Source organism: Microbacterium oxydans, assembly GCF_000956525.1.
Classification (GTDB): Bacteria; Actinomycetota; Actinomycetes; order Actinomycetales; family Microbacteriaceae; genus Microbacterium; species Microbacterium oxydans_A.
Genome location: NZ_JYIW01000026.1, coordinates 912,480 through 937,018, shown reverse-complemented (window position 1 = coordinate 937,018; position 24,539 = coordinate 912,480). Strand labels below are relative to the sequence as shown.

24 protein-coding genes are annotated in these 24,539 nt (G+C 68.1%); 14 read left to right on the top strand and 10 right to left on the bottom strand.

Going from position 1 to position 24,539, the window contains the following annotated elements:
- Nucleotides 1-12: 12 nt before the first annotated feature.
- Nucleotides 13-1,413 (bottom strand): glycerophosphoryl diester phosphodiesterase membrane domain-containing protein, encoded by a 1,401-nt coding sequence (locus tag RS83_RS17150; protein WP_045280941.1) that lies wholly within the window; start codon nucleotides 1,411-1,413, stop codon nucleotides 13-15.
- Between the two features lie 97 nt (nucleotides 1,414-1,510).
- Between RS83_RS17150 and mtrA the strand changes: the two genes are divergently transcribed.
- The 5 genes from mtrA to hpf all read left to right on the top strand — a co-directional run bounded on the left by mtrA (nucleotide 1,511) and on the right by hpf (nucleotide 7,142).
- Nucleotides 1,511-2,191 (top strand): MtrAB system response regulator MtrA, encoded by a 681-nt coding sequence (mtrA, locus tag RS83_RS17145; protein ID WP_045280644.1) that lies wholly within the window; start codon nucleotides 1,511-1,513, stop codon nucleotides 2,189-2,191.
- A gap of 7 nt (nucleotides 2,192-2,198) precedes the next feature.
- The gene (mtrB, locus tag RS83_RS17140; RefSeq protein WP_045280643.1) at nucleotides 2,199-3,869 is read left to right on the top strand and encodes an MtrAB system histidine kinase MtrB; all 1,671 of its coding nucleotides are present in this window, start codon (nucleotides 2,199-2,201) and stop codon (nucleotides 3,867-3,869) included.
- A complete protein-coding gene (locus tag RS83_RS17135; RefSeq protein ID WP_045280642.1) occupies nucleotides 3,869-5,590 on the top strand; it encodes an LpqB family beta-propeller domain-containing protein in 1,722 nt (573 codons plus the stop codon). The genes mtrB and RS83_RS17135 overlap by 1 nt, the downstream gene beginning before the upstream one ends.
- A gap of 100 nt (nucleotides 5,591-5,690) precedes the next feature.
- A complete protein-coding gene (locus RS83_RS17130; protein WP_045280641.1) occupies nucleotides 5,691-6,398 on the top strand; it encodes a ComF family protein in 708 nt (235 codons plus the stop codon).
- An 87-nt stretch (nucleotides 6,399-6,485) separates the two neighbouring features.
- The gene (hpf, locus tag RS83_RS17125; protein ID WP_045280640.1) at nucleotides 6,486-7,142 is read left to right on the top strand and encodes a ribosome hibernation-promoting factor, HPF/YfiA family; all 657 of its coding nucleotides are present in this window, start codon (nucleotides 6,486-6,488) and stop codon (nucleotides 7,140-7,142) included.
- Nucleotides 7,143-7,221: 79 nt separating this feature from the next.
- Here the strand turns inward: hpf and RS83_RS17120 are convergent, their stop codons facing one another.
- Both RS83_RS17120 and RS83_RS17115 read right to left on the bottom strand, forming a co-directional pair.
- The gene (locus RS83_RS17120) at nucleotides 7,222-8,547 is read right to left on the bottom strand and encodes a hypothetical protein (RefSeq protein ID WP_045280639.1); all 1,326 of its coding nucleotides are present in this window, start codon (nucleotides 8,545-8,547) and stop codon (nucleotides 7,222-7,224) included.
- 77 nt (nucleotides 8,548-8,624) lie between these two features.
- On the bottom strand, nucleotides 8,625-9,221 hold the full coding sequence (locus RS83_RS17115; RefSeq protein WP_045280638.1) for a PadR family transcriptional regulator: 597 nt from the start codon (nucleotides 9,219-9,221) through the stop codon (nucleotides 8,625-8,627).
- Nucleotides 9,222-9,431: 210 nt separating this feature from the next.
- Between RS83_RS17115 and secA the strand changes: the two genes are divergently transcribed.
- Both secA and RS83_RS17105 read left to right on the top strand, forming a co-directional pair.
- Complete coding sequence (secA, locus tag RS83_RS17110; RefSeq protein ID WP_045280940.1) at nucleotides 9,432-12,239, top strand: preprotein translocase subunit SecA; 2,808 nt, start codon at nucleotides 9,432-9,434, stop codon at nucleotides 12,237-12,239.
- 80 nt (nucleotides 12,240-12,319) lie between these two features.
- A complete protein-coding gene (locus tag RS83_RS17105; RefSeq protein WP_045280637.1) occupies nucleotides 12,320-13,546 on the top strand; it encodes a pyridoxal phosphate-dependent aminotransferase in 1,227 nt (408 codons plus the stop codon).
- On the opposite strand, the gene RS83_RS17100 is transcribed toward RS83_RS17105, so the two are convergent.
- Nucleotides 13,437-14,720: an AAA family ATPase gene (locus tag RS83_RS17100; RefSeq protein ID WP_045280636.1), complete on the bottom strand. Its 1,284-nt coding sequence runs from the start codon at nucleotides 14,718-14,720 to the stop codon at nucleotides 13,437-13,439. The genes RS83_RS17105 and RS83_RS17100 overlap by 110 nt on opposite strands.
- Nucleotides 14,717-15,337: an SAF domain-containing protein gene (locus RS83_RS17095; RefSeq protein ID WP_045280635.1), complete on the bottom strand. Its 621-nt coding sequence runs from the start codon at nucleotides 15,335-15,337 to the stop codon at nucleotides 14,717-14,719. Before RS83_RS17095 ends, RS83_RS17100 begins: the two co-directional genes overlap by 4 nt.
- A 98-nt stretch (nucleotides 15,338-15,435) precedes the next feature.
- On the opposite strand from RS83_RS17095, the gene RS83_RS17090 reads away from it, so the two are divergent.
- Nucleotides 15,436-15,714, top strand: a complete 279-nt coding sequence (locus tag RS83_RS17090) for a helix-turn-helix domain-containing protein (RefSeq protein WP_045280634.1) — start codon at nucleotides 15,436-15,438, stop codon at nucleotides 15,712-15,714.
- Here RS83_RS17090 and RS83_RS17085 read toward each other — a convergent pair.
- Nucleotides 15,702-16,313 carry a hypothetical protein gene (locus RS83_RS17085; protein WP_045280633.1) on the bottom strand — a complete coding sequence of 204 codons (612 nt, stop codon included), beginning with the start codon at nucleotides 16,311-16,313 and terminating at the stop codon, nucleotides 15,702-15,704. The two genes, RS83_RS17090 and RS83_RS17085, sit on opposite strands and share 13 nt — an antisense overlap.
- Before the next feature lie 124 nt (nucleotides 16,314-16,437).
- On the opposite strand from RS83_RS17085, the gene RS83_RS17080 reads away from it, so the two are divergent.
- Nucleotides 16,438-16,824, top strand: a complete 387-nt coding sequence (locus tag RS83_RS17080) for an Rv3235 family protein (protein WP_045280632.1) — start codon at nucleotides 16,438-16,440, stop codon at nucleotides 16,822-16,824.
- A 24-nt stretch (nucleotides 16,825-16,848) separates the two neighbouring features.
- Nucleotides 16,849-18,333, top strand: a complete 1,485-nt coding sequence (locus tag RS83_RS17075) for a sensor histidine kinase (RefSeq protein ID WP_045280631.1) — start codon at nucleotides 16,849-16,851, stop codon at nucleotides 18,331-18,333.
- Nucleotides 18,334-18,403: 70 nt separating this feature from the next.
- On the opposite strand, the gene RS83_RS17070 is transcribed toward RS83_RS17075, so the two are convergent.
- Nucleotides 18,404-18,652: a WhiB family transcriptional regulator gene (locus RS83_RS17070; protein WP_028503730.1), complete on the bottom strand. Its 249-nt coding sequence runs from the start codon at nucleotides 18,650-18,652 to the stop codon at nucleotides 18,404-18,406.
- Between the two features lie 232 nt (nucleotides 18,653-18,884).
- Here RS83_RS17070 and RS83_RS17065 point away from each other — a divergent pair, with 232 nt between their 5' ends.
- Nucleotides 18,885-19,271: a hypothetical protein gene (locus RS83_RS17065; RefSeq protein ID WP_045280630.1), complete on the top strand. Its 387-nt coding sequence runs from the start codon at nucleotides 18,885-18,887 to the stop codon at nucleotides 19,269-19,271.
- A gap of 48 nt (nucleotides 19,272-19,319) precedes the next feature.
- Here the strand turns inward: RS83_RS17065 and bcp are convergent, their stop codons facing one another.
- Genes bcp through aroA form a run of 3 tightly spaced genes read right to left on the bottom strand, consistent with a single transcriptional unit; the run spans nucleotide 19,320 to nucleotide 22,195 of the window.
- Nucleotides 19,320-19,793, bottom strand: coding sequence for a thioredoxin-dependent thiol peroxidase (gene bcp, locus RS83_RS17060; RefSeq protein ID WP_045280629.1), 474 nt, complete (start codon nucleotides 19,791-19,793; stop codon nucleotides 19,320-19,322).
- Nucleotides 19,794-19,802: 9 nt separating this feature from the next.
- On the bottom strand, nucleotides 19,803-20,873 hold the full coding sequence (gene rsgA / locus RS83_RS17055) for a ribosome small subunit-dependent GTPase A (RefSeq protein ID WP_045280628.1): 1,071 nt from the start codon (nucleotides 20,871-20,873) through the stop codon (nucleotides 19,803-19,805).
- Entirely contained in the window at nucleotides 20,870-22,195 is a 1,326-nt protein-coding gene (gene aroA / locus RS83_RS17050) for a 3-phosphoshikimate 1-carboxyvinyltransferase (RefSeq protein WP_045280627.1), read from the bottom strand. The genes rsgA and aroA overlap by 4 nt, the downstream gene beginning before the upstream one ends.
- 49 nt (nucleotides 22,196-22,244) lie before the next feature.
- Between aroA and RS83_RS17045 the strand changes: the two genes are divergently transcribed.
- From RS83_RS17045 to RS83_RS17035, 3 genes are read left to right on the top strand one after another with little or no spacing between them, the layout of a single operon-like run.
- Complete coding sequence (locus RS83_RS17045) at nucleotides 22,245-22,910, top strand: sigma-70 family RNA polymerase sigma factor (protein ID WP_045280626.1); 666 nt, start codon at nucleotides 22,245-22,247, stop codon at nucleotides 22,908-22,910.
- Entirely contained in the window at nucleotides 22,907-23,152 is a 246-nt protein-coding gene (locus RS83_RS17040) for a zf-HC2 domain-containing protein (RefSeq protein WP_045280625.1), read from the top strand. Before RS83_RS17045 ends, RS83_RS17040 begins: the two co-directional genes overlap by 4 nt.
- A gap of 42 nt (nucleotides 23,153-23,194) precedes the next feature.
- Nucleotides 23,195-24,493: a GNAT family N-acetyltransferase gene (locus RS83_RS17035; RefSeq protein WP_052679159.1), complete on the top strand. Its 1,299-nt coding sequence runs from the start codon at nucleotides 23,195-23,197 to the stop codon at nucleotides 24,491-24,493.
- Nucleotides 24,494-24,539 lie beyond the last annotated feature (46 nt).

The window sequence follows — 24,539 nt, the reverse complement described above, 5'->3', positions numbered from 1 at the left end:
CAGGCCACCGGATCATGCGGAGCCAGCGCCGTTCGATGCTCCCGGTGCCGTCCATCCCTCGGATGCCGGGGGCGCCCACGGGCTGTCGCCGGGCGCTGTCGGCTGCGGGGGCGGTGTCGTGGGTGGGACGGCGGTGTTCGGGGTAGGCGGCGGAGCCGGGGCGAAGGCGGGCGGTCGGGGTGACGTCGAGGGCTGCGAGGGCCCCGCCGCATACGGCGGCTGACCCTGGTACGGCTGACCCTGGTACGGCTGCGAGGGCCAGGGCTGGCCGGGGTACTGCTGGGGGGAGGCGTAGCCGGCCGTCATCATGACGTGCTCGGGCACCTGCTTGGGCGGCGGGGCGCTCGTGACGGCGCGGCTCGGGTCGATCGCGTACGGGTCCCCGAGCTGCTCCTCGGGCGCCCCGAGATCGCGACGCTCCACATAGGAGATGAGCGACTGGTCGAGCCCCTCGTACCGCATGCGGCAATCGAGGTAGACGAGTGCTGCCCCGGTGCTCTGCACCACGAGAGCGATGGCCTGCAATACGAGCAGCAGGATCTGCGGCGCGACGAGGGCGAAGACGTAGGCGATGATCGCCGTCGGCTCCGGCGAACCGGTCGGGGCGACGACCGAACCCACCAGCGTGCTGAGCAGCGAGACCGGGATGGACACGACATTCATCGCAAGGCCCATGATCGCGCTGATCAGGAACGTCACGCCCCACGCGACCCAGAACCGCCCGCGGGTGAGCCGCCAGGACCGCACGAGCGCCTCGCGGAATCGCGCGTGCTCGAGCACCAGGATCGACGGCACCAGGAGGAGCTTGGTCGACAGCCAGACGACGAGCGGGACGCTGGCGAGGGCGATCAGGATCACGACCAGCACGAGGAGGCCGATGAGTTCGGGGGTACCGCCGAGCCCACCGGCGACGAAGGCGCCGATGATCAGGGCGACGACCACCAGGAACCCGAAGATCGCGATGACCGAGAGTGAGGCGAACGCCGCGAGGCGCCAGAACGCCGGTGCCATCCGTCGCCAGAGCATCCGGAGCGACGCCTTCACGCCGATGGCCGCGTAGCCGATCTCGGCCGCGACCACGCCCTGCATCATCGCGGTGAAGGCGATCGAGGCGATGCCGACGACGAGCCCGGCCACGATGTTGATCGCGATCGTGCCGGCGAGCACCGCTTCGAAGTCGGGGGAGCTCGGCGGGACCGTCTCCAGCCGCGAGAAGGACGTGAACAGCACGACACCCATCACCCCGGCGGTGGCGAGCACGACCACGAGCTGGATCACGACGGCGAAGCCGAAGAGCACCTTGGGGTTGTGCCGGAGTGCGGCGAAGGCCTTGCCCAGCAGCATCCCGAAGGTCATCGGATGAAGAGGGATGACGCCCTTCTTCGGGGCAGGGGTCCACGTCTGGCCGGTCACAGGCATTCCCTCCGTCGCGCGCTCCCATCGTGTCATATCCGCACCGCTGGTGCGCAGACCTGCGGATGCCGGGACTGAGTGCCATAAGGTAACAGGTATGACCTCACGCATCCTTGTGGTCGACGACGACACGGCGCTCGCCGAAATGATCGGCATCGTGCTGCGCACCGAAGGCTTCGAGCCGGTGTTCTGCGCCGATGGCGCGCGAGCAGTCGATGAATGGCGCGCGACGCGGCCGGACCTCGTCCTGCTCGACCTCATGCTCCCGGGGATGGACGGAATCGAGATCTGCACGCGCATCCGTGCCGAGTCCGGCGTTCCGATCCTCATGCTCACCGCGCGCAGCGACACGGCGGATGTGGTCCGTGGCCTCGAGGTCGGTGCAGACGACTACATGATCAAGCCCTTCAATCCGAAGGAGCTCGTCGCGCGCATCCGCACCCGTCTGCGACCCGCACCGCAGGCGACGAGCGAACAGCTCCGTGTCGGTGATCTCACCGTCGATGTCGATGCGCACGAGGTCCGCCGAGGCGCGACGCCGATCGCACTGACGCCACTGGAGTTCCAGCTGCTCGTCGCGCTGGCCTCCAAGCCGCAGCAGGTGTTCTCGCGCGAGATGCTGCTCGAACAGGTCTGGGGCTACCACTACAAGGCCGACACCAGGCTCGTGAACGTGCACGTCCAGCGACTGCGCGCCAAGGTCGAGCTCGACCCCGACAACCCGAAGATCGTGATGACGGTGCGGGGCGTCGGCTATCGCGCCGGGAGCGTCGGCTAGGCGAGCCATGACCGTGACCGGCACCACCACCACGGCGGTCGCGGTCCTGCGCGACTGGCGCGGGTGGCCGACCGTGCTCACCGCGCTCTGGCGGAGGTCGCTCCGCTTCCGCACGCTCTCCATCACGCTCGCCGCGACGTCGCTGGCGATCTTCGTGACCTGCGTCACGATGGCGCTCGTGATCCAGAACGATCTGTTCGTGTCGCAGAAGAACATCGCGCTCGAAGATGCGCGGCGCGCGATCGATCAGGCGCAGAATGCGCTCGACGTCGCCGAGCTCGGTGACGACCCCGGGGCTCTCCAGGACCTGTGGACCAGCATCCAGGGCCAGCTCGCGCGGAACTCGAGCGCGGATCAGCTCGCGGGCTTCCGTCTCGCGAGCACGGGCACACTGAACGGCTTCACGAACGGCTTGAGCCGGAATCAGCTCAGCGCAGGCCTCGAGAACAGGGTCGCGGAGTTCGACGACCGGCAGGCGTGGCAGTCGGTGGCCCTGCCGGTGGAGGACGGGAGAGAGGTTCCTGGCATCGTGGTCGGCCAGCAGCTGCAGGTACCGCAGGCCGGGTCTTTCGCGATCTATCTGGCGTACGACCTCGGCGACGCCGATCAGACGCTCGTGTTCGTGCAGCGCACACTGTGGATCGCCGGGATCGCCCTCGTCGCGATCGTGGCTGGGATCTCGTGGATCGTGCTGCGAGCCGTCGCGTCGCCGATCGTGCAGGCTGCGGAGACCAGTGCGAGATTGGCCGCGGGTGATCTCGGCGTGCGCCTCGAGGTGCGCGGCGAGGATGAGCTCGCGACGCTCGGGCGGTCATTCAACGCGATGGCCGACAGCATCGAAGGTCAGATCAAGGAGCTCGGCGAGCTGTCGATGGTGCAGCAGCGCTTCGTGTCGGACGTCTCGCACGAGCTGCGGACGCCCTTGACGACCATTCGACTCGCGGCGGACATGCTCAACGATCAGCGAGCGGACTTCGAGCCGACGACGGCGCGCACCGCCGAACTCCTCTACGCCCAGGTGCAGCGCTTCGACGTGCTGCTGTCGGATCTGCTCGAGATCAGCCGATACGATGCCGGCTCCGTGCAGCTGGAGCTGGAGGAGACCAGCCTCGCGCACGTCGCGGAGGATGTCATCGAACAGATGCGTCCGCTGGCGCTGAGCCACGGCACCGAGCTGCGTCTCGTGGCCCCTGGCGGATATTCGCCTGTCGAGATGGATCCGCGGCGTGTGCGCCGAGTGCTCCGCAACCTGATCGGCAACGCGATCGAACACGGCGAGGGTCGTCCGATCGTCGTGACCGTCGACAGCAACCAGCACGCGGTGGCCGCAGGTGTTCGCGATTTCGGTCTCGGGATGAGTCCGGCTGACGCGGAACGGGTGTTCGACCGGTTCTGGCGTGCGGACCCCTCACGGCAGCGGACCATCGGCGGCACGGGTCTCGGCCTGTCGATCGCGCTGGGCGACGCCACGATTCACGGCGGCACCCTGGCGGTGTGGTCCGCACTGGGAGAGGGAACGAACTTCGTGCTCACCCTCCCGCGCCGCGGTGCGGTCACCGACGGTCCGAGCCCGGTCCCGGTCGAACCGGAGGAGCCGCTCGCCGAGCTCGACGATGCGACACAGCCGATCTCGCTCGTGGATCTGCCGCCCGAGCTCCGTGAGGAATGGGGACTGTGATGAAGACCCGGTCCGTGACCCGGATGCTGCGCGGTGTCGCCGCCGTCGCAGCTGCCCTCGTGCTGTCCGCATGCACGGGCCTGCCGATGAGTGGCGACGTGAATGTCGGTCTCGATCTGGGCGAGGTGCCGGAAGACAGCGACTTCCTCTTCATCGCGTCCGGTCCGGCGCCTGGGTCCGGACCGCGAGAGATCGTCGAGGGGTTCCTGGAGGCCGCGATCTCGCCGGCCGACAACTGGAACACGGCCCGCAGCTTCCTCACCCCGAAGCTGCAGACGACCTGGCAGCCGGGCGCCGGCGTCTCGATCGATGACGCAGTGGTGTCGCGGACGATCAGCTCCTCCATCCCGGACGATGAGGTCGAGTCGGCCGACAGCGGGGTCGTGCAGGTGCAGATCGATCTGGTCGCCAGCGTCGACGGTGACGGATCGTATTCCGAGTCCCGCGGTCCTTCGAGCAGGCCGTTCACGGTGGAGCGGACGGATGACGGCGAATGGCGGATCTCGCAGGCACCGGACGGCATCGTCATCGACCAGGCCAGGTTCCCGAGGGTCTTCGACAGCTATGCGCTGCAGTACTTCGACCAGAGCTGGACCCACCTGGTGCCTGACACCAGGTGGTTCCCGCGACGGACGAGCATCGCCACGACGGTGACGCGGGCGCTCGTCGGTGGATCACCCAGCCCATGGCTGGAAGATGCCGTTCGCACCGCGTTCCCCGCCGATGTGCAGCTCGCGCAGGATGCGGTGCTGATCGACCGGCAGCAGGTCGCCGATGTCGCTCTGACGCCCGCAGCATCTCGCCTCGATCCGACGACGCTCGCGAGGATGCGCACGCAGTTGCAGCAGACGCTCGACCTCGCGGACGTCCGTGTCTCACAGGTGCGATTCACGGTGGAGGGGCGGACCTTGGATGCCGGCGTCGTGAATCTGCCGGCGGATGCCGCGGATCAGGGTCCCGTCGTCCTCACCGACGATGCGTTCGGAGTGATCGTGGGCGATGAGGTGTCACCGATCGAAGGGATCAGCGACGAGATCCTGACGTTGCCGCAGCGCGTGCGCGCGGTGGATCTCGCGCGGGATGCCCTGCATGCGGCGGTGCAGCTCGCAGACGGTGGTGTCTATGTGGTCGGTGACGGCAGGGTGGATCTGCTCGACCAGCGGCCCGGGCTGATCGAGCCATCGCTCGATCCGTACGGCTACACCTGGACCGTCCCGGCCGGCGAGCCGGCGGCACTCACGGCGTGGAGCACGAATGTGGCGGAGCACGCGATCGCGAAGGCGTGGCCGAACGCATCCGCCATCTCAGCGCTGCGGGTATCCGTCGACGGTGCGAGGGTCGCTGCCGTGATCACGCTGGGCGGCCAGCATTGGGTGGTCGTGGCGGCGATCGTGCGCGACGAGGCAGGTGTCCCGGTGCAGCTGGGAGAGGCGAAACAGGTCACCCTGGTGGACGGGGATGCGCGAGGGCTGGTGTGGCTCGGGCCCGAACGCCTGGGCGTGCTCGTCGATGCGCCGAGTCCTGTCCTGCTCACCCAGCTCGTCGGGGGGCCCGGTGTCGTCGAGGTGCCACCCACGGGCACGGTCTCGCTCGCCGGTGCGCGCACGGAGTCCGGCATCCGTGCGCTGGATGCGACAGGGACCCTGTACGCGCACGCCGGTTCCGCCTGGCGCGAGGTCGCCACCGGCGTGCAGGTGCTCGCGACCCGCTCGGGAGAGTGACCCCGCACTCTCCCTGCACGCCCGGCGGCGACTCCGCGATCTCGGCGGTGGTGGGTTGATCGTCACCCTCGGTCCTGCTGCGCAGAACGAGGATGTTCGGATGACCTGGACGCAGCGTTCACATGACCTCCTCGCCGAGCTCGGCGGGTTCCTTCTCGGAGCCAGCTGCGCAGGATGCGACCTCCCGGGAGTGCTCCTCTGCGCCGGATGCCGCTCGTCACTCGTACCTGCGCTCGTCGACGGGCGCACGCCGAGCGGTCTGGACGTTCGTGCTGCGTTGTCGTTCGAGGGCGTCGCCGCCCGCTGCATCCGGCGTCTCAAGGGCGACGGTGAGACGCTTCTGGCGCGTCCCCTGGGCGACGCGCTCGCCGCGGTGCTGGTGCCCGCGATCGACGCCGCGCGCGGGGCCGGCGAGGTCCTCGTGGTCCCGGTGCCGACGACGCGCTCGGCCTTTCGGCGACGCGGTTATCGCGTGCCCGACCTGCTGATCCGTCGAGCGGGCGCTCGGACGGCGCAGCTGCTGCGCATCGTCCGGAGTCGGGAGGACCAGCGCGGACTCGGCGTCGTGGAGCGTGCGCAGAACGTGCACGGTGCGATGCGCGCCCGTCGCTCAGGGGCGGGGGAGCGCGTCGTGCTCGTGGACGACGTCGTCACCACCGGCGCAACCCTGGACGAAGCGACGAGGGCCCTCAGTGCGGCCGGTTACAGGGTGATCTCGGCGGTCGCGCTCGCAGCCACGCCGTCTCGCCGCGGACTCACCGGACACTCATCGTCGACTCATCGGCGACACGGAGGAAATGACCCGTGACTTCCATCGGCATGCGGACTACGGTTGGGGACCACAAGGCGACCACGGTCCGCCCTTGGCCGGGAGGACCGGGACAAGGAGGCAGCAATGGAAACAAGCATCGTTGGCGTCGGAGTGGGTATCACCGATCGCTTCCGTACCGTTGTCGAGGAGAAGATCGCCCGAGTGCAGACGTTCGCCGCGAAGGCGCAACGTCTGGACGTGAAGGTCACGCATCGCGCATATCGAAACGGTCATGTGCCGGATGAGACCGTCGAACTCACGTTGGTGAGCAAGGGCCCGGTGGTGCGAGCGGAAGCAACGGACGGCGACAAGTTCGTCGCGCTCGACCTCGCAGTCGACAAGATGGCGGAGCAGCTGCGCCGAGCGAAGGAGAAGCGGGTCGACGGCCGGCAGCACCCCCGCGGTGCGCATTTCGAGAAGGGCAGCGGCGCCCTCGAGGGAATCGACCTGCAGCCGGCATCCGCCGACATCCTGCACGCCGTCGCAACCGGAGCCGTTCCGATCCAGAACGACGAGGAAGAGGTGTACTCGCCCGTCGTCATCCGCACCAAGAGCTTCGATCCGGAGTGGATGACCGTCGAGGAGGCCGTCGACCGCATGGAGCTCGTCGGGCACGACTTCTTCCTGTTCGTCGATGCGAGCACGGATCATCCGAGCGTGGTGTACCGGCGTAAGGGCTGGGACTACGGCGTGATCGCCCTCAGCACGCAGGCGCCGCCCGACCAGGCGCTCGCCTCGTAGCAGACAGACAGAACGGCCCGCTCCGGAAGGAGCGGGCCGTTCTGTGCGTCCGCCGGTCGAGCGGTCGGACCAGCGGCTCTCAGTCGAAGATGCCATCCAGAAGGCTGCCGATCACGAGGCCGCCGAGGAGACCGGAGGCGATGTCGCCGCCGCCACCACGGCGTCCGCCCCCGCCACCCCAGCCGCCGCCGCCCCAGCCGTCGTCCTGAGGCGGGCGCGAAGAGTCGATGTCGCGTTGCGCGAGCTGCAGAGCCTCCGAGGCGAGGTGCGCGACGCGGCGCGCGGCGATGAGCGCAGCTTCGCGCGTCTCCTCGGCCGGGAGCATCTCAGTGAGATCGATGCGCAGTCGCTCCGCTTCGGCGAGGCGAGTTCGAGCATCCGCGCCGATCCATCCACGATGCCCGGCGATCAGGCCACGCGCGACGCCCAGCTGACGGTCGGCGTCGTCGATCGAGTGCTGCACCTGTGCCACCGAGGGGAGGGGGTTCTCGATGCGGTGCCTCGCTGTCGCGATCGCATCGTCGAGAGCACCGTTCGCCTCCCGTAGACGGGAGAGTTCGGCGAACGGGTCGTTCGGGGTGCCGGAGGGCGTCAGCGAGCTGAGGGCGGCCTGCAGGGCTGCCTCGGCCGTGGTGACAGCGGGAACGCGCGGAGCAGTGCGCGCGGCGATCAGATCGCCTCGCGAATCGGCGACGACCTCGGCCAGTGTCGACTCGGCGCGCAGCGCCTCGATCTCGAAGTCCTCGACCGCGTCGAGCAGGGCTCCCGCGCGTCGGGTCGCCTCGGTCGCCGTCTCGAGCGCGACGTTCGCCTCTTCGTTCTGCTTCGCGGCACGTCGACGTTCGGAGACCGAAGCGCCATGCGTGGCGAACGCGATGAGCTGCTCTGCCTCGGAGGCGCTGGCGGTGATCTGGGCCATCGCCGAGTCGGCGTAGCGGCTGGACAGTCGCTCGATCGTCGCCTTGGTCTGCGGGATCCGCTCGCTCAGTGCCTGTGCCTCGGCTCGCACCTGGGCGATGATCTCCGGCGCCCTGCGGACCTTGGCGATGGACGCCGCGAGCACGTCGGTCTTCTCATCGAGCAGATCCTGGGCCCAGTCGCACAGCTGGATGATGCGCGCATTGCGGGTGCGCAGCTCCTCCGGGGTGTCCGGGATCTCATCATGGTTGAGCTGATGCATCTGGAAAGCCTCGCGAAGGTGCGTCCGCACCGCAGCAAGCGCCTTTCGCAGGTCGCCGGTGAGCGATTCGCCGAGCTCGGCCTCGGCGAACGAGAGTTCGTCCGAGGTGGTGCGGATGCGCTCATCGGCCGCGACGAGCGCCTGTTCCGCGCGTCGCGCGAGGTCGGCGTCCTGAGCGGCGAGAGCTTCCTGATCGCGTTTGCGTTTACCCCAGAAACCTGCCATGTGCTGATCCTACTTTCCGCGGGCGATGGGTTGGCTGCGCATCCGCTCCAGGCGAACGCCGTGCTGTGGACACCTGTTCATGCCGCCGTATCCTTCGCCGGGCGGCCCCGCTTCGGACGCTCGGTCGCGAGCTCGAGCGCCAGCGCGTGGCGGGGATGCGCCGCGAGGCGCTGTTCGACGTGATCGAGCCAGCGCTCCTCTGCTTCGGCGGCAAAGCGCATCGAGTCGACGATCAGCGACCAGGCGAGGGCTTCCGGCGCATCGTGGTCGGCGCCGGCGAAGGTCGCCTCTTGGAGCGCCGCACTCCGGTGCGCCGAGATCGCGCGCTGGGTTGCGATGACCTCGGTGACGTCGACGCCGGGGAGCGTGGCGGCGACGGCGATCTTGACGGCGAGCTCATCCCTGGTCGCCACGCTCCGGACGACGGGGGAGGAGAGCCAGTCGGCGACCTCGGCAGAGCCCGCGGCGGTGATGTGCCAGTACACGTGCCCGTGTTCGTCGGCGCCGCCTCTGGCCACCAATCCGTCGCGCTCGAGTCGCTCGAGGGTGTTGTAGATCTGTCCCACGTTGAGCGGCCAGGTCGACCCGGTGCGTCGATCGAACTCGTGCCGCAGTTGATAGCCGTAGCACGGCCCCTGATCGAGGATCGCGAGCAGGCTCTGGCGCACCGACATATGGACTCCGTTCGTGCAGGGAAAGCGATACCGAGTATATGGATACCCGACAACATCGCTCGGCATCCGCTGTCTGCGAGTGTCGCGACGCGAATCGCTGTGAGTGCTCGCAGGCGACGTGCAGGTCACGGGCCGGTAACATGACAAAGTATGCCTGGCGAACGCCGCACCGGCGCAGGCTCTTGATCCACCAACAGGGAGATGACATCCGTGGCCAATCCTCTTGAGAAGCTGCTGCGCGCTGGAGAAGGACGGATCATCCGTCGTCTGAACCAGGTGGTCAAGGCAGTGGGGCTGCTGGAGGATGACATCTCCAAGCTCACCGACGAGGAACTCCGCAACGAGACGACGGAGCTCCGCGCGCGATTCGAGAAGGGCGAGACCCTCGATCAGCTGATGCCGGAGGCGTTCGCCGCCGTCCGCGAGGCGGCCAAGCGCACACTCGGCATGCGTGCCTACGACGTGCAGATCATGGGCGGCGCCGCCCTGCACCTCGGCAACATCGCGGAGATGAAGACGGGTGAGGGAAAGACGCTCGTGGCGACCTTCCCGGCGTACCTGAACGCGATCGCGGGCAAGGGTGTCCACATCATCACGGTCAACGACTTCCTCGCGAGCTACCAGGCCGAGCTGATGGGGCGTGTGTTCCGCGCGTTGGGCATGACCACCGGCATCATCGTGTCGGGGCAGACCCCGGCGGTCCGTCGCGAGCAGTACGCCTCGGACATCACCTACGGCACGAACAACGAGTTCGGCTTCGACTACCTCCGCGACAACATGGCGTGGCGCAAGGAGGACCTCGTCCAGCGGGAGCACTTCTTCGCGATCGTCGACGAGGTCGACTCGATCCTCATCGATGAGGCCCGAACCCCGCTGATCATCTCCGGTCCGTCCTCCGGCGAGGCGAACCGCTGGTTCGCCGAGTTCGCGAAGATCGCGCGCACCCTCGAGGTGGGCGAGGACTACGAGGTCGACGAGAAGAAGCGCACGGTCGGCGTGCTCGAGCCCGGCATCGAGAAGGTCGAGGACTACCTCGGCATCGAGAACCTGTACGAGTCGGCGAACACGCCGCTCATCTCGTTCCTGAACAACTCGATCAAGGCGTTGGCGCTGTTCAAGAAGGACACCGACTACGTCGTGATGAACGACGAGGTCATGATCGTCGACGAGCACACCGGCCGCATCCTGGTCGGGCGCCGCTACAACGAAGGCATCCACCAGGCCATCGAGGCCAAGGAGGGTGTGCCGGTCAAGGCCGAGAACCAGACGCTCGCCACCGTCACGCTGCAGAACTACTTCCGCCTCTACGACAAGCTCGCCGGCATGACCGGTACGGCCGAGACCGAGGCCGCCGAGTTCATGTCGACGTACAAGCTCGGCGTCATCCCGATCCCGACGAACCGCCCCATGGTCCGCAAGGACCAGTCGGACCTCGTCTACAAGAACGAGACCGCGAAGTTCGCGCAGGTCGTCGAGGACATCGCCGAGCGTCACGCCGCAGGCCAGCCGGTGCTCGTGGGAACCGTCAGCGTCGAGAAGAGCGAGTACCTCTCCCGCCTGCTCGCGAAGAAGGGCGTCAAGCACGAGGTCCTCAACGCCAAGAACCACGCACGTGAAGCGGAGATCGTCGCACGCGCAGGCCGTCTCGGGGCGGTGACCGTCGCCACGAACATGGCCGGTCGAGGCACCGACATCATGCTCGGTGGAAACGCCGAGTTCCTCGCCGTGCAGGAGCTCAAGGGCAAGGGACTCGACCCCGTCGAGACCCCCGAGGAGTACGAGGTCGCCTGGGACGAGACGTACGAGTCCATGAAGAGCGTCGTCAGCGAGGAGGCCGAGAAGGTCATCGAGGCCGGCGGCCTCTATGTGCTCGGCACCGAGCGGCACGAATCCCGGCGCATCGACAACCAGCTCCGCGGACGCTCCGGTCGTCAGGGCGACCCCGGTGAGAGCCGGTTCTACCTGAGCCTCACCGACGACCTGATGCGGCTGTTCCAGTCGGGTGCTGCTGAGGCGATCCTGGCCCGCACGAACTTCCCTGACGATGTGCCGATCGAGTCCGGTCTGGTGTCGCGTGCGATCCGCAGCGCGCAGTCGCAGGTCGAGTCTCGCAACGCCGAGATGCGCAAGAACGTGCTGAAGTACGACGACGTGCTGAACCGCCAGCGCGAGGCGATCTACGCCGACCGCCGCCACATCCTGCAGGGCGACGACATCGCCGGCCGGGTGCAGCACTTCATCGAGGATGCCATCACCGGCGTCGTGAACGACCACACCGGCGAAGGGCACAACGAGAGCTGGGACTTCGACGCGCTGTGGACAGAGCTGAAGACGCTGTACCCCGTGAGCGTGACGATCGACGAGGTCGTCGCAGAGGCAGGCGGACGCAAGGGCGGGATCACGGCTGAAGGCCTGACCCGTGAGCTGCTGTCGGATGCCACGATCGCGTACGAGAAGCGTGAGGAGACGCTCGGCGAGGCGGCGACCCGCGAGCTCGAGCGCCGCGTCGTGCTGCAGGTGCTCGACCGTCGCTGGCGCGACCACCTCTACGAGATGGACTACCTGAAGGACGGCATCGGCCTGCGCGCCATGGCGCAGCGCGACCCGCTGATCGAGTACCAGCGCGAGGGCTACGCGATGTTCCAGTCGATGATGGGCCAGATCAAGGAAGAGTCGGTCGGCTACCTCTACAACCTCGAGGTCGAGGTACGTCGTGCCGAGGACTCCGAGGTCACCGAGGTCGAGGCGAAGGGCCTCTCCGAGGGCGCCACCGATCAGGGACTCGAATACTCCGCAGCCAACGACGCGGGCGAGGTCGAGGTCCGGGACGACCGCGGTCAGGTGCAGCAGGCTGCGACCGACCGCGTGCGCAAGGCAGCTGCGGCCGCTGCTGCCACCGCACCGCCGGCCGAGGAGCAGGAAGCTCCCCGTGGCGCCTTCGGGCAGCGCACCGAGGCCGCCTCGCCGCCCGCCGGCAACCGTGAGCAGCGTCGAGCGCAGGGCAAGAAGAAGAAGTAGCCACGCGTCGATCGACCGTGACCGAGAAGAGGGCCAGTCCTGGTGGATTGGCCCTCTTCTCGTCCCTGTAGGCTTGGCCGATGACACCATCGCGCCACTTCGACCAGTCGTCGAAGCTCAAGAACGTCCTGTACGAGATCCGCGGAAACGCGCTCGTCGAGGCGGCGCGGCTCGAGGCAGAGGGTCACAAGATCCTCAAGCTCAACACGGGGAATCCTGCGATCTTCGGGTTCGACGCCCCGCACCAGATCGTGCACGATATGCTCGCGGCGCTGCCGAATGCGCACGGCTACAGCGATAGCAAGGGCATCATCTCGGCGCGGCGCGCCGTGGTCAGTCGCTACGAGGAGATCGAGGACTTCCCGCGTTTCGGTCCTGACGACGTGTATCTCGGCAACGGGGTCTCAGAGCTCATCACCATGACGATGCAGGCGCTGCTCGACGAGGGCGACGAGGTGCTCATCCCCGCACCCGACTATCCGCTCTGGACCGCGATGACGAGCCTGGCCGGCGGCACGCCGGTGCACTACCTCTGCGACGAGGAGCAGGACTGGCAGCCCGACCTCGAGGACATCCGGTCGAAGATCACACCGCGCACCAAGGCGCTTGTGATCATCAACCCGAACAACCCCACCGGCGTCGTGTACTCGCGGGAGATCCTCGAAGGCCTGGTGCAGATCGCGCGCGAGCACGAGCTGCTCCTGCTCTCCGACGAGATCTACGACCGCATCCTCTTCGATGACGCGGTGCACATCCCGACCGCCACACTCGCTCCGGATCTGCTCTGCCTCACGTTCAACGGGCTGTCCAAGACGTACCGCGTCGCCGGCTACCGGTCGGGGTGGCTCGTGATCACCGGGCCGCAGGCGCACGCCAAGGGTTTCATCGAGGGCATCACGCTGCTGGCGTCGACGCGCCTCTGCCCCAACGTCCCATCGCAGCACGCCGTGCAGGCGGCGCTCTCGGGGGTCCAGTCCATCGATGCGCTGATCGCGCCGACCGGCCGGCTGCACGAGCAGAGGGATGTCGCATGGGAGGGCCTGGAGAGCATTCCGGGCGTCTCATGCGTCAAGCCGCAGGGTGCGCTGTACGCGTTCCCCAAGCTCGACCCGAACGTGCACGAGATCCGAGACGACGGAAAGCTCGTCTACGATCTGCTGGTCTCCGAGCACATGCTGCTCGTGCAGGGGACAGGGTTCAACTGGCCGACGCCCGATCATCTGCGTCTCGTGACGCTCCCCGAGACCCGAGTGCTGAGCGAAGCAGTCGAACGCCTCGGGAACTTCCTCGCGAGTTACCGGCAGTAGCCGGCGACGTCGTCGGAGTCATGACCGCGGCAAGCGCGCGGATCCCGGCGACGAAGGGCGAGCGCGGTGTGAGATCGGCTATCGGTCGAGCGTGCAGCAGGGCAGCATCGGCTGCGCGCTGATCGTACGGCAGGAAGATGACGTCGGTGATTCCCGCGAACCGCTCGAGCGTCCGTCTGACCTGGCCTCGCGCGTCGATCCCGAGCGGCCCTGACCGGACGCGGTTGATCACCACCGTGATGGGCGTCGGTGCCGTGAGACGACGGAGTTCCGCATGGTCGCGGAGGAACCGGCTGATACCGACCGGGTCAGCCGATGCCACGGCGACGATGGCATCAGCCGCTCGGAGCGTCGCGGTGGTGGCAGCGTGTCGACGGGGACCGGCGAGGTCGTACGTCGCCTCGTCATCGGCGTCGAACGACGCGGCGACATCGACGATCGTCTCCTCGCCCCAGTCGCGGCAGGCGTGCAGCGCCGTGCTGAGCCGCTCGGTGGAGAGCTCAGGCCACCTGCTCGGTCGGTTGATGCCGGGGAAGACGTCGATGTCGCCGCCGCTCGTCTCGACGACCGTCGCGAGCCGGGTGAGCTCCTGGCTGTCGAGCCCGCCGAGTTCGCCGCGTCGACAGGCGGCAGCGATTCCCGGTGCGTCGTCACTGAGGCCGAGGAGCAGCGCGAGGGCGGGGGCGACCGTGTCGGCGTCGACCAGCGACGCATGGCGGCCGCGGCGGGCGAACTCAGCGGCGAGCTGGATCGCGACCGTGGATCGTCCCGGCGCTCCATGAGGCCCCCAGACCGCGATCAGACGAGGCGCCGGCGGCATGTCTCTCGGGGCCGCCGGCGCATCGGGCGGGGCGGCGGTCAGTGCTGCGGCGACCTGCCATCCAGCAGCGTCGGCCGGGAGGACACCGCTCAGGCCGAGCCGCCCGAGCGCACGACTGTCGGCATCGCCGAGCATCATGATGCGGACTCCGGCTCTGTCGCAGGACGAGACGACGTCGGATGTGAGGATGGAGCGATCCGAAGGCAGGAGAATCGCCTCGGCATCGGGAAGCAGACTCTGGAACGATCGCGTCGATGGGTCGACCGTCGCGATGACGGTGATGCCTTCGAGCTCCAGCTCGGCCGCGAGCTCGCCGGCGCGTGGCTCGCGGATCGCGACGATCACGGACGTCATGAGCCGGAGCCGATCGGGACCACCGACAGCGCGGAGCCGCCCGTCACAGCGGCGAGGACCTCTGCGACGTCGGCGCGGTCGATCACGAGCTCGACTGACGTACCGGACTCGGCGAGCATCCCTTGTGCCTCCACGACGTCGCTCACGATCGCGTCGGCGACCAGGATCCGTGGGGCGTCGTATGACCGTCCGTCGTCGAGTGGCGGCGCGCTCCAGAGTTCGACGACGCTGCCCGGATCCGTGTCGTGCGGTATCGGTGTGCTGCTCTCCACCACGATGGTCGTGGAGCGAGCGGCCGACGCTTCGGTCGTCGCGGAGATCGGGACCAGCTCTCCTTTCCGAAGCGTGCGCGATGCGATCTGACCTGTTTTCAGTTCGTCGGGCGCGATGTATCGATCGGCGAGCACGCCGAGGCCGACCTCCGCGACCTGGAAGTCTGCTGCGGTCAGGGCCTCACCCTGCGAGATGGTGCGGTTCGCCTGGAGCACCGGTGTGACGTCATCCGCCGCTGAGACCAGGAACCAGACACCGGCGATCGAGACGGCGACCAGCGCGATGCCGATGAAGAAGCGCGCATCGCCGCGGGACGCGCGGCGTTGACGGGAGAAGATGCTCATGTCGGTATCGTCACAGACTCCTGGATCGCAGCTCGGGAGTTATCCACAGGTGTCCTCGAGTATCGAAACCTGGCATATCGGTGCGGAACAATGGGCGCATGACGAAGTCATCCGTGTCGCTCCGGCAGTATCTCGCGCCCGCTCAAGTGGCTGAGCTGCTGCAGCTCGGCGTCGACGAAGTCATCGGGCTGGTGCAGGATGGGCAGCTGCGAGGTGCGCAACTCGGCTCTCCTGCGAGATGGCGCATCGAAGAGGCGAGCATCGAGGAATACCTCGCCGAGCAGTCGGAGCTCGCCAGGCGCATGGCGCTCTGGCGGCAGTCCCAGACGGCGAGCTTCCCCGAGGTGTGGGGGACGTCGACCGTTCAGGGACGGTGATCTCCGGGCGTCCGCACTGAAGCAACGGCGGAGAACGGGATGATCCGGAACCCCTGCACCGCTCCGGCCAGTCGTGCGGTCCCGGCATCGTGCACCGCGAGATCGAGGTGATCCGAACCGGCTCGATCGATCGTGCCGTGCACGTCGTCGCCGATCAACAGGCTGAGATGTACCGGCACCCTTCGCCGTGCGAGGTCTCGCAGCACGAAGCCGAAGGTCATGCGCTCGCGCAGGGTGGTGTCGGGTTCGGTGCTGTTCTCGAGGCTGGCCAGGATCGTGCCGTGATCGGTGCGGATGCCGCGGACGGCGTGCAACGGAACGATGCGCACGGAACGACCGTGGAGCATATCGTCACCCGGGGCGGACTCCACCGCGATCCAGTCGGATCCGAGCGCGCGGACCGTCACCGGGAGTCTTCGGCCGCTCGCCAATTCGATCGCCACTGACGCTCCCACCTCGGACATCAGCCGCAGTCGACTGCGGAGATCGAGGCGAGAGATGCGAAGCCGTTCGGATTCCGCGCTCAGCGCGGCTCGCTCGCTCTCCCATTCGGCGGCGAGCTGGCCTTCGAGGTCTTCGAACAGACGGTCCCAGTGCACGGGATCGAGCGTAGGACAGCGGTCGAGGGCATGTACGAGTTATCCACATTCCTTCTCCGGACCGCTCCGTGGCGTCCGTGGACGTGCTCCACTGTCACCCGAAATCCCCGACGGAGAGCACATCATGATCCTGCACGAGTACTTCGCACCGCAGCCCACCGCGACCGCGGCGCTTCCTGACCCTGAACCGCTGCTGCGCGCATTGACGCAGGGGGTGCTCGAGGCATTGGCCGGCGTCCGTGAGGTCGACCAGCTGGCCCGCTGGTTCAGCGAGGATGCGTATCGCACGCTCGTGAGCCGAGCGAATCTCTCCGCGCGGGCACGCAGCGCGAGAGGCATCGCGCCGACACGACCGACATTCGCGATCCTCTCGATCAGAGTGACCGAGCCGGCCGACGGCATCATCGAAGCGGTCGTCGTGGTGGCCGGGCCGGGGCGGACCCGCGCCGTGGCGATCCGTCTGGAGGGGCTGGACCGGCGCTGGCGCGCCACATCCCTGGCGGTCCTCTGAGGCAACTCGGCCTAGGCTGGAGGGGTGTCAACCCTCAGTGATCTCGCCCAAGCCCAGGGACTCCTGACCGAGAGCGATGTCGAATGGCTTCATCGACTCGCCGGTGACGGACAGCTGCTCGCCGACCTCGCATCCGCCGACATCGTGGTGTGGATCCAGGCGGACGACAACTCCTTCATCGCGGTCGCGCACGCGCGTCCGAGTGGCGCAGCGACCCTGTTCTATCGCGACATCGTCGGTGAACGCGTCCGCCCGCAGTGGCGCACGCAGGTGCAGGCGGCGTTCGACACCGCCGAGATCATCGACTCCTCCTCGCCGGACTGGTTCGAGGAGACGCCGACCAGGGTCCGGGCTGTGCCCATCGTCATCGAGCGCCGCAAGGGCGCGACCGAGCCGCGAGTGATCGGCGTGGTCACCCGTCACACCAATCTCGGCGAGGCGCGGACACCCTCCCGTCAGCAGATCACCTTCGATGAGTGCGCGAACGACCTGTTCCGCATGATCGCGGATGGGAGCTTCCCCGATCTCGCAGCTCCCACGTCTCCTCGTCGCGGTGCTCCTCGTGCGTCCGACGGACTCATCCGGATCGACGTCGACGGCATCACCACCTTCGCGAGCCCCAATGCGCTCTCGGCCTTCAACCGGATGGGCTTCGACGACGAGTTGGAGGGGGAGTCCCTCGCAGAGGTCACCACACGGCTGATCCCGCCGTCGAGGCAGGTCGACGAGTCGCTCCCGGTCGTCGTGACGGGCCGGGCCCCCTGGCGCACCGATGTCGAGGCCCGCGGTGTCACCGTCTCGCTGCGCGCGATCCCGCTGAAGGATCACGGCACCAGGATCGGCGCGATCGTGCTGTGCCGCGATGTCTCCGAGCTCCGTCATCAGGAGCAGGAGCTCATCACCAAAGACGCCACGATCCGCGAGATCCACCACCGCGTGAAGAACAACCTGCAGACCGTGGCTTCGCTGCTACGCATCCAGGCCAGGCGCACGCACTCCGACGAGGCGAGAGACGCGCTGACGCAGGCCATGCGGCGGGTCGACTCGATCGCGGTCGTGCACGACACGCTCGCGCAGGGGCTCACGCAGAAGGTCGACTTCGATGAGGTCTTCCACCGCGTGCTGAAGCTCGTGGCCGAGGTCGCCGCGGCACCGAACACGCGTGCGCAGACCCGGTCGACCGGACGATTCGGCGTCCTGCCGAGCGAGTACGCGACACCACTCGCGCTCGCGCTCACCGAGGTCGTGACGAACGCGGTCGAGCACGGCCTCGCAGGTCAGGAGGGACTCATCACGATCGATGCCGCGCGCACTGAGGAGAACCTCAGGGTCACGGTGCACGACACCGGCAGTGGCCTGCCCGAAGGTCGCATCGGTCAGGGGCTCGGCACGCAGATCATCCGTACGCTCATCCAGGGCGAGCTCGGCGGCAGCATCGAGTGGCACGGGAGCGAAGGCACAGGAACCGAGGTCGTCATCGACATCCCGCTGCGGTGGCTCAAGCCCTAGGCCGCTCCGGCCGGAGAAGCAGAAAAGACCCGACTGCCGTGAGGCAGGTCGGGTCTTTCTCGTGTCAGTCTCAGGACGCGCGGCGGGCGCGTGCTGCGCGGCGCTTCAGGGCGCGGCGCTCGTCTTCGGAGAGGCCACCCCAGACGCCGGAGTCCTGGCTGGACTCGAGTGCGTACTGCAGGCAGATCTCGGTCACCGTGCAGGTGGCGCAGACAGTCTTCGCCTTCTCGATCTGATCGACCGCGGGACCGGTGTTCCCGACGGGGAAGAACAGCTCGGGGTCGACAGTCAAGCAGGCGGCTTTGTCGCGCCAATCCATGGGGGCTCCTCAGTGTGGATTCTCAAGAACGATCGCGACGCGATGGCTCGATTCGGGTGACGGTTCGGGATCCGTTACCCTGTTCAGATGCGGACGGATGCCCGCGTTTTGTGATGCGGACGGATCGTCCGCCCCACGCCGCTGTGGGAGCACATGACGCTGTCCATTCTGTTACATGAAACCCACGAAATCAAGGGTTTTCGTCCTTCTCATTCGATTCTCAGGAGACTCCGTGCGCGCACCGCGACTCGCCATGACGGCGGCGGCCGTTCTCGCTCTCGAAGGCATCGCGTTGGCCGTCTTCGCCGTCATCGAACTCGCCGGCCTCGGTGCCGGTGACGCCTCGTCGCTGCCGACCGCGATCGCACTCATCGTGCTCACCCTGATCGGCGCGGCCTGCCTGCTCGCGTTCGCGTTCGGCGCTCGCGCCGGCCGCTCCTGGGCTCGGTCAGGTGGTGTGGTGTTCCAGCTGCTCGCTGTGGCGATCGCACTGGCGTCGCTCACGCTGCAGCCGGTGCCCTGGGCGTTCACGATCGGCGTCGGCATCCCCGGGGTCATCGGATTCGCGCTGCTGATCGCGAGTGCGCGCGCGGAAAGCGTGCAGCGCGAAGCCGAGTGACTCCGTTGCCGAGTCGGGCATCGGCCCGGTCGGCACTCGACGCCGGTGTCAGGCGTCGATACCGAGCTGCTTGCGCAGCCGGGCGACGTGACCGGTGGCCTTCACGTTGTACTGGGCGAGAGTGATGACGCCCTCCTCGTCCAGGACGAAAGTGGAGCGGATGACGCCCTCAACGACCTTGCCGTAGTTCATCTTCTCGCCCCAGGTGCCGTACGCCGAATGAACGGCGTGGTCGGGGTCGCTGAGCAGGGTGAAGGTGAGGCCGTCACGCTCGCGGAACTCGGCGAGCTTCGCCGGCTCGTCGCGCGAGATGCCGACCACGCGGTACCCGGCGCCCTGGAGCGACGAGATGCTGTCTCGGAAGTCGCAGGCCTGTGTGGTGCACCCGGGAGTCATGGCTGCCGGGTAGAAGTACAGGATGGTCTTCTGCCCTCGCAGATCCGTGAGACGGACCGTCGAACCGTCCTGATCGAGCAGGGCGAAGTCGGGGGCAGGGGTTCCGGATTCCAGGCGCTGAGTCACCCCGTCAGCCTATCGGCCGGGAGTCTGCTCCGCCTTGTCGGCGAAGGTCTGCAGCAGCCGCTGCAACGAGTCGAGGCGCGCCAGCGCAGTCTCGCTGAGCTCTCCTCGTTCGGCTGCTTCGATCAGCGCGCAGTCGGGGGCATCGGCGAGGTGCGTGCACCCCCGCGGGCAGTCCTCGGCGATCTCCGCGAGCTCCGTGAACGCGGCGAGGATGTTGGCGGGATCGACGTGGCCGAGCCCGAAGGACCGGACGCCGGGGGTGTCGATGACCCACCCGTTGCCCTCGGCGCCCTGGTAGCGCAGCGAGACGGTGGATGAGGATGTGTGCCTGCCGCGCCCGGTGACCTGGTTGACGTGTCCGGTGGCTCGCAGCGCGGTCGGCACCAGCTCGTTCACCAGCGTGGACTTGCCGACGCCCGAGTGGCCGACGAAGACGGTGGTGTGCCCGACGAGTGCGGCGCCGATCTCCTCGGTGGGCATCTCGTCTCTCGCGCTCGTGAACACCCGGAGGTCGAGCCCGTCGAAGTGGGAGAGGAACTGTGTCGGGTCCGCGAGGTCGGTCTTCGTCACGACGAGCAGTGGCCGGATGCCGGCGTCGAGGGCGGCGACCAGATAGCGGTCGACGAGCCGCGCTCGAGGCTCTGGATCGGCCGCAGCGACGACGACGAGCATCTGATCCGCATTCGCCACGATCACCCGCTCGACCTGATCCGTGTCGTCTGCGCTTCGTCGGAGCAGCGACGTGCGCTCGACGATGCCGACGATGCGACCGAGTGTTCCCTCGTCACCGCTGACATCGCCGACGACGCGGGCGAGATCGCCGGTCACGATCGGGTTGCGTCGCAGCTCGCGGGCCCGCGTCACGCTGACCGTGCGCTCGTCGTCGGTGTCCTCGTCGATCAGGACCGTGTAGCGCCCGCGGTCGACGCCGAGGACCCGCCCGATGACCGCGTCGTCGTGGGCCGGACGACGCTTGGTCCGCGGTCGGTTGGCCTTGGGGTTCGGGCGCGCGCGGATGCTGCTCTCGTCGAAGTCCTCGAACTCGTCGTCGAGGTCGCCGGTGTCGTCGAGCCAGCTCACGCGCCAGCGCCTCCCAGCATCCGCTCCCACAGCAGCGTGAACTCCGGGAGGGTCTTGGCGGTCGTGCCGATCTCGTCGATCTCGATGCCGGGCACCCTGAGGCCGATCAGCGCGCCGGTCGTCGCCATGCGGTGGTCGTGGTGGGCCGCCCACCCGCCGCCGTGCAGCGCGCGGGGGATGATGCGCAGTCCGTCCGGCAGCTCCTCGGCCTCGCCGCCGATCGCGCGGATGTTGCCGATCAGCGCAGCGATCCGATCCGTCTCGTGCAGGCGGATGTGACCGATGCCGCGGATCGTCGTCGGCGACTGGGCGAACGCCGCGAGACCGACGATCGTCGGGGTGAGCTCGCTGGCCGGGGCCAGGTCGATGTCGATGCCGTGGATCGCACTGCCGGCTCGGACGGTGAGGGCGCCGCCGTGACGGCTGGTGTGCGCCCCCATCGCCTGGAGGATCTCGGGGAGCATCGCACCTGGCTGCGTCGAGTGCGCCGGCCATCCGGTGATCGTGACGGATCCGCCGGTGACCAGGGCCGCGGCGAGGAACGGTGCTGCGTTGGAGAGATCGGGTTCGATCGCGATCTCCTTGGCGCGCGGCACACCTGCCTCGACGAGCCATTCGCCGACCGCCGGTCGCTCGATGCGGATGCCGCGGCGGCTCAGCGCCTCGATCGTCATGTCGATGTGGGGGAGGCTCGGCAGGTGCTCGCCCGTGTGCACGAGGTGGAGGCCGACGTCGAATCGCGGAGCCGCGAGGAGGAGACCGGAGACGAACTGGCTCGATGCGGACGCATCGATCTCGACGCGACCGCCGCGGATGCGTCCGTGTCCTCGGACCGTGAACGGCAGCGACCAGGTTCCCTCGTCGTCGATGTCGACGCCGAGGTCGCGCAGTGCGCTGATGAGCCCACCCATCGGGCGGTGCAGTGCAGTCTCATGTGCGGTCAGGTGCACGTCGCGGGAGGCGAGGCCGGCGAGCGGCGCGATGAAGCGCATCACGGTACCGGCCTGACCGCAGTCGATCGTCACGCCGCCGGTGAGCTTCGCAGGGGTCACGACGAGGTCTGGGCCGAACTCGCCACCGGCGTCGACCTCTTCGATCCCGACGCCGAGCGCACGCAGTGCGTCGACCATGCGGCGGGAGTCGTCGGAGTGCAGCGGGGCCACCAGACGACCTGGTCCGTCGGCGATCGCAGCGATGATGAGCTCGCGATTCGTGAGCGACTTCGAGCCGGGAATCGTCAGGGTCGCGTGCACGGCATCGGTGCTGGCGGGCGCGTTGTAGGCACCGCTGACCGGGGGAGGGGAATACCTGTTGGTGCTCATCGGTTTCCACCTTAGTGAACAGCGGCGCACCCGCCGAGAAGGAGACAGCATGCTCGCCACGTTGGAACGCGAAACGGTGGACATCAGCGGCCTAGACTGGCCCGTGATGGATGACACCGGAACAGCAGACACCGTCGGCGACCCTCGACAGGAATTCGAAGAGCAGGCGATCCCGTTCATGGATCAGCTCTATGCCGCCGCGATGCGTATGACGCGCAATCCCGCAGACGCCGCCGACCTCGTGCAGGAGACGTTCGTGAAGGCCTACGGGTCGTGGGCGACGTTCTCGCAGGGCACGAACCTCAAGGCCTGGCTGTACCGGATCCTCACCAACACGTACATCAACATCTACCGCAAGAAGCAGCGCGAGCCGTTCCAGGGCACGATCGACGAGCTCGAGGACTGGCAGCTCGGCGGCGCGGAGTCGACGACGGCTTCGCACAGCCGTTCGGCCGAGGCGGAGGCGATCGACCGCATGCCGGCATCCGTCGTCAAGGATGCGCTGCAGGCCGTCCCGGAGGACTTCCGGCTGGCGGTGTACCTCGCAGACGTCGAGGGATTCGCCTACCAGGAGATCGCCGACATCATGAAGACACCCATCGGCACCGTGATGAGCCGTCTGCATCGTGGCAGGCGGATGCTGCGGGAGCTGTTGGCTGATTACGCCGTGGAGCGGGGCATCGCCGCGGCTGAGAACACGAGGAGCGCGAAATGAGCGACTGCGGCTGCGACAAGGCCCGTCAGGATCTGGAGGAGTACCTCCGCAACGAGGTGTGCAACACCGAGCACACCGAGATCCGCGAGCATCTCGAGAACTGCCCGTCCTGTCGGGATGAGGCGCTCGTCGCCACGACCCTGACCGAGGTCGTGGCCCGGGCCTGCAAGGAGACCGCTCCGGAGGAGCTCCGCGACCAGGTGTTCGCACGCCTGCGTGAGGTGCAGTCCGCTCAGCACTGATCGGCTGCGACCGATGTCGGCCGGCGACTCTAGGCTGGAGTCATGACGAGCATCGATCATCGTGAAGTTCCGGCTGACCAGACCTCTCGGGAGCGGTTGCGCACCCGCGGTCTGGACTACCGCGTCGTCGATCAGCGCGACGAGGCGAAGGCGGTCCCGTTCCAGCGGGCCGTGCACCGAGGCTTCCTCGGCGGTGAGCCGACGGCCGAGTCGCTGACCCACGAGCGCAGGACGCTCACGACGCGACGGACGGTCGGCGTCTTCGAGCACGACGCGGCAGACGACGCGAAGCCGATCGGCACGGTCGACGCCTGGGTGACGCCCATGACGATCCCGGGCGGCGAGATCGATATGTGGGCGATCAGCGGAGTGACGGTCGCAGCGACGCATCGCCGCCGCGGCATCGCCAGGTCGCTGCTCGAGGGAGAACTGCGAGCCGCGGCGTCCGCCGGCGTTCCGCTCGCCGGACTCACGGTGTCCGAGGCGACGATCTACGCCCGCTACGGCTTCGGTGCGGCGCTGCCGGCCGTCCGGTACACGGTGGACACCCGCCGAGCCGGCTGGGGCGGTCACACGCCTGCCGGCAGCCTGGAGTACCGGGAGCGCGAGGAACTGGTCGAGGACCTGGCATCCGTGCACGATCGCGATCGGGTGACCCGGTCGGGCCGCATCCCCGGCTGGCCGGAGCGCTGGGAGGGCTATGCGGGCATCTCGCCGGGAGAGACGGACCGGGAGAAGGTGCGCGGCGTCCGCTACCTCGATGAGGACGGTGAGGTGCGCGGCGTGATCGTGTACTCGCTGGAGGACGCCAGCGGCACGTTCCGGTTCAGCCTGCGCGTCCGTGCGCTCTTCGCCGATACGGTCGACGCGCGCGCGGCGCTCTGGCGCTTCGCGCTGCAGCACGACCTCGTCGACGAGGTCACGGCCGACCTGCAGACTCCTGACGACCCGCTGCCGTGGCTCGTGGCCGACCAGCGCGGTGTGAAGCAGGAGGTCCACGACCACGGCTGGCTGCGCATCCTCGATCTTCCCCGGACGCTCGAGGCACGCCGGTACTCCGCACCGCTCGACCTCGTCCTGCGCATCGAGGATCCGCTCGACTTCACCGAGGGCACGTGGCGCCTGCGCGTCGACGAAGACGGCGCAGCGACGGTCGAGCACAGCGATGCGGACGCCGATGCGACGCTCGGCGTCTCGGCGCTGTCATCGATCTACGCCGGCGCTGTCCGCGCAGAGACCCTGCGCGGTGCAGGGAAGATCGTCACCACCGCTGCGGTCGCCGATCAGCTCGACCGGGCGTTCATCGCCCTGCCGGCGCCCTCGCTCGACATCTGGTACTGAGCAACGCCGCAGGCAGACGGAAGGGGCGCCCCGACTTCTCGTCGGG

Coding starts and splice junctions, on each gene's coding strand:
- mtrA (WP_045280644.1), top strand. CDS start 1,511: ATGACCTCACGCATCCTTGTGGTCGACGACGACACGGCGCTCGCCGAA.
- mtrB (WP_045280643.1), top strand. CDS start 2,199: ATGACCGTGACCGGCACCACCACCACGGCGGTCGCGGTCCTGCGCGAC.
- RS83_RS17135 (WP_045280642.1), top strand. CDS start 3,869: ATGAAGACCCGGTCCGTGACCCGGATGCTGCGCGGTGTCGCCGCCGTC.
- RS83_RS17130 (WP_045280641.1), top strand. CDS start 5,691: ATGACCTGGACGCAGCGTTCACATGACCTCCTCGCCGAGCTCGGCGGG.
- hpf (WP_045280640.1), top strand. CDS start 6,486: ATGGAAACAAGCATCGTTGGCGTCGGAGTGGGTATCACCGATCGCTTC.
- RS83_RS17120 (WP_045280639.1), bottom strand. CDS start 8,547: ATGGCAGGTTTCTGGGGTAAACGCAAACGCGATCAGGAAGCTCTCGCC.
- RS83_RS17115 (WP_045280638.1), bottom strand. CDS start 9,221: ATGTCGGTGCGCCAGAGCCTGCTCGCGATCCTCGATCAGGGGCCGTGC.
- RS83_RS17105 (WP_045280637.1), top strand. CDS start 12,320: ATGACACCATCGCGCCACTTCGACCAGTCGTCGAAGCTCAAGAACGTC.
- RS83_RS17100 (WP_045280636.1), bottom strand. CDS start 14,720: ATGACGTCCGTGATCGTCGCGATCCGCGAGCCACGCGCCGGCGAGCTC.
- RS83_RS17095 (WP_045280635.1), bottom strand. CDS start 15,337: ATGAGCATCTTCTCCCGTCAACGCCGCGCGTCCCGCGGCGATGCGCGC.
- RS83_RS17090 (WP_045280634.1), top strand. CDS start 15,436: ATGACGAAGTCATCCGTGTCGCTCCGGCAGTATCTCGCGCCCGCTCAA.
- RS83_RS17080 (WP_045280632.1), top strand. CDS start 16,438: ATGATCCTGCACGAGTACTTCGCACCGCAGCCCACCGCGACCGCGGCG.
- RS83_RS17070 (WP_028503730.1), bottom strand. CDS start 18,652: ATGGATTGGCGCGACAAAGCCGCCTGCTTGACTGTCGACCCCGAGCTG.
- aroA (WP_045280627.1), bottom strand. CDS start 22,195: ATGAGCACCAACAGGTATTCCCCTCCCCCGGTCAGCGGTGCCTACAAC.
- RS83_RS17045 (WP_045280626.1), top strand. CDS start 22,245: ATGCTCGCCACGTTGGAACGCGAAACGGTGGACATCAGCGGCCTAGAC.
- RS83_RS17040 (WP_045280625.1), top strand. CDS start 22,907: ATGAGCGACTGCGGCTGCGACAAGGCCCGTCAGGATCTGGAGGAGTAC.
- RS83_RS17035 (WP_052679159.1), top strand. CDS start 23,195: ATGACGAGCATCGATCATCGTGAAGTTCCGGCTGACCAGACCTCTCGG.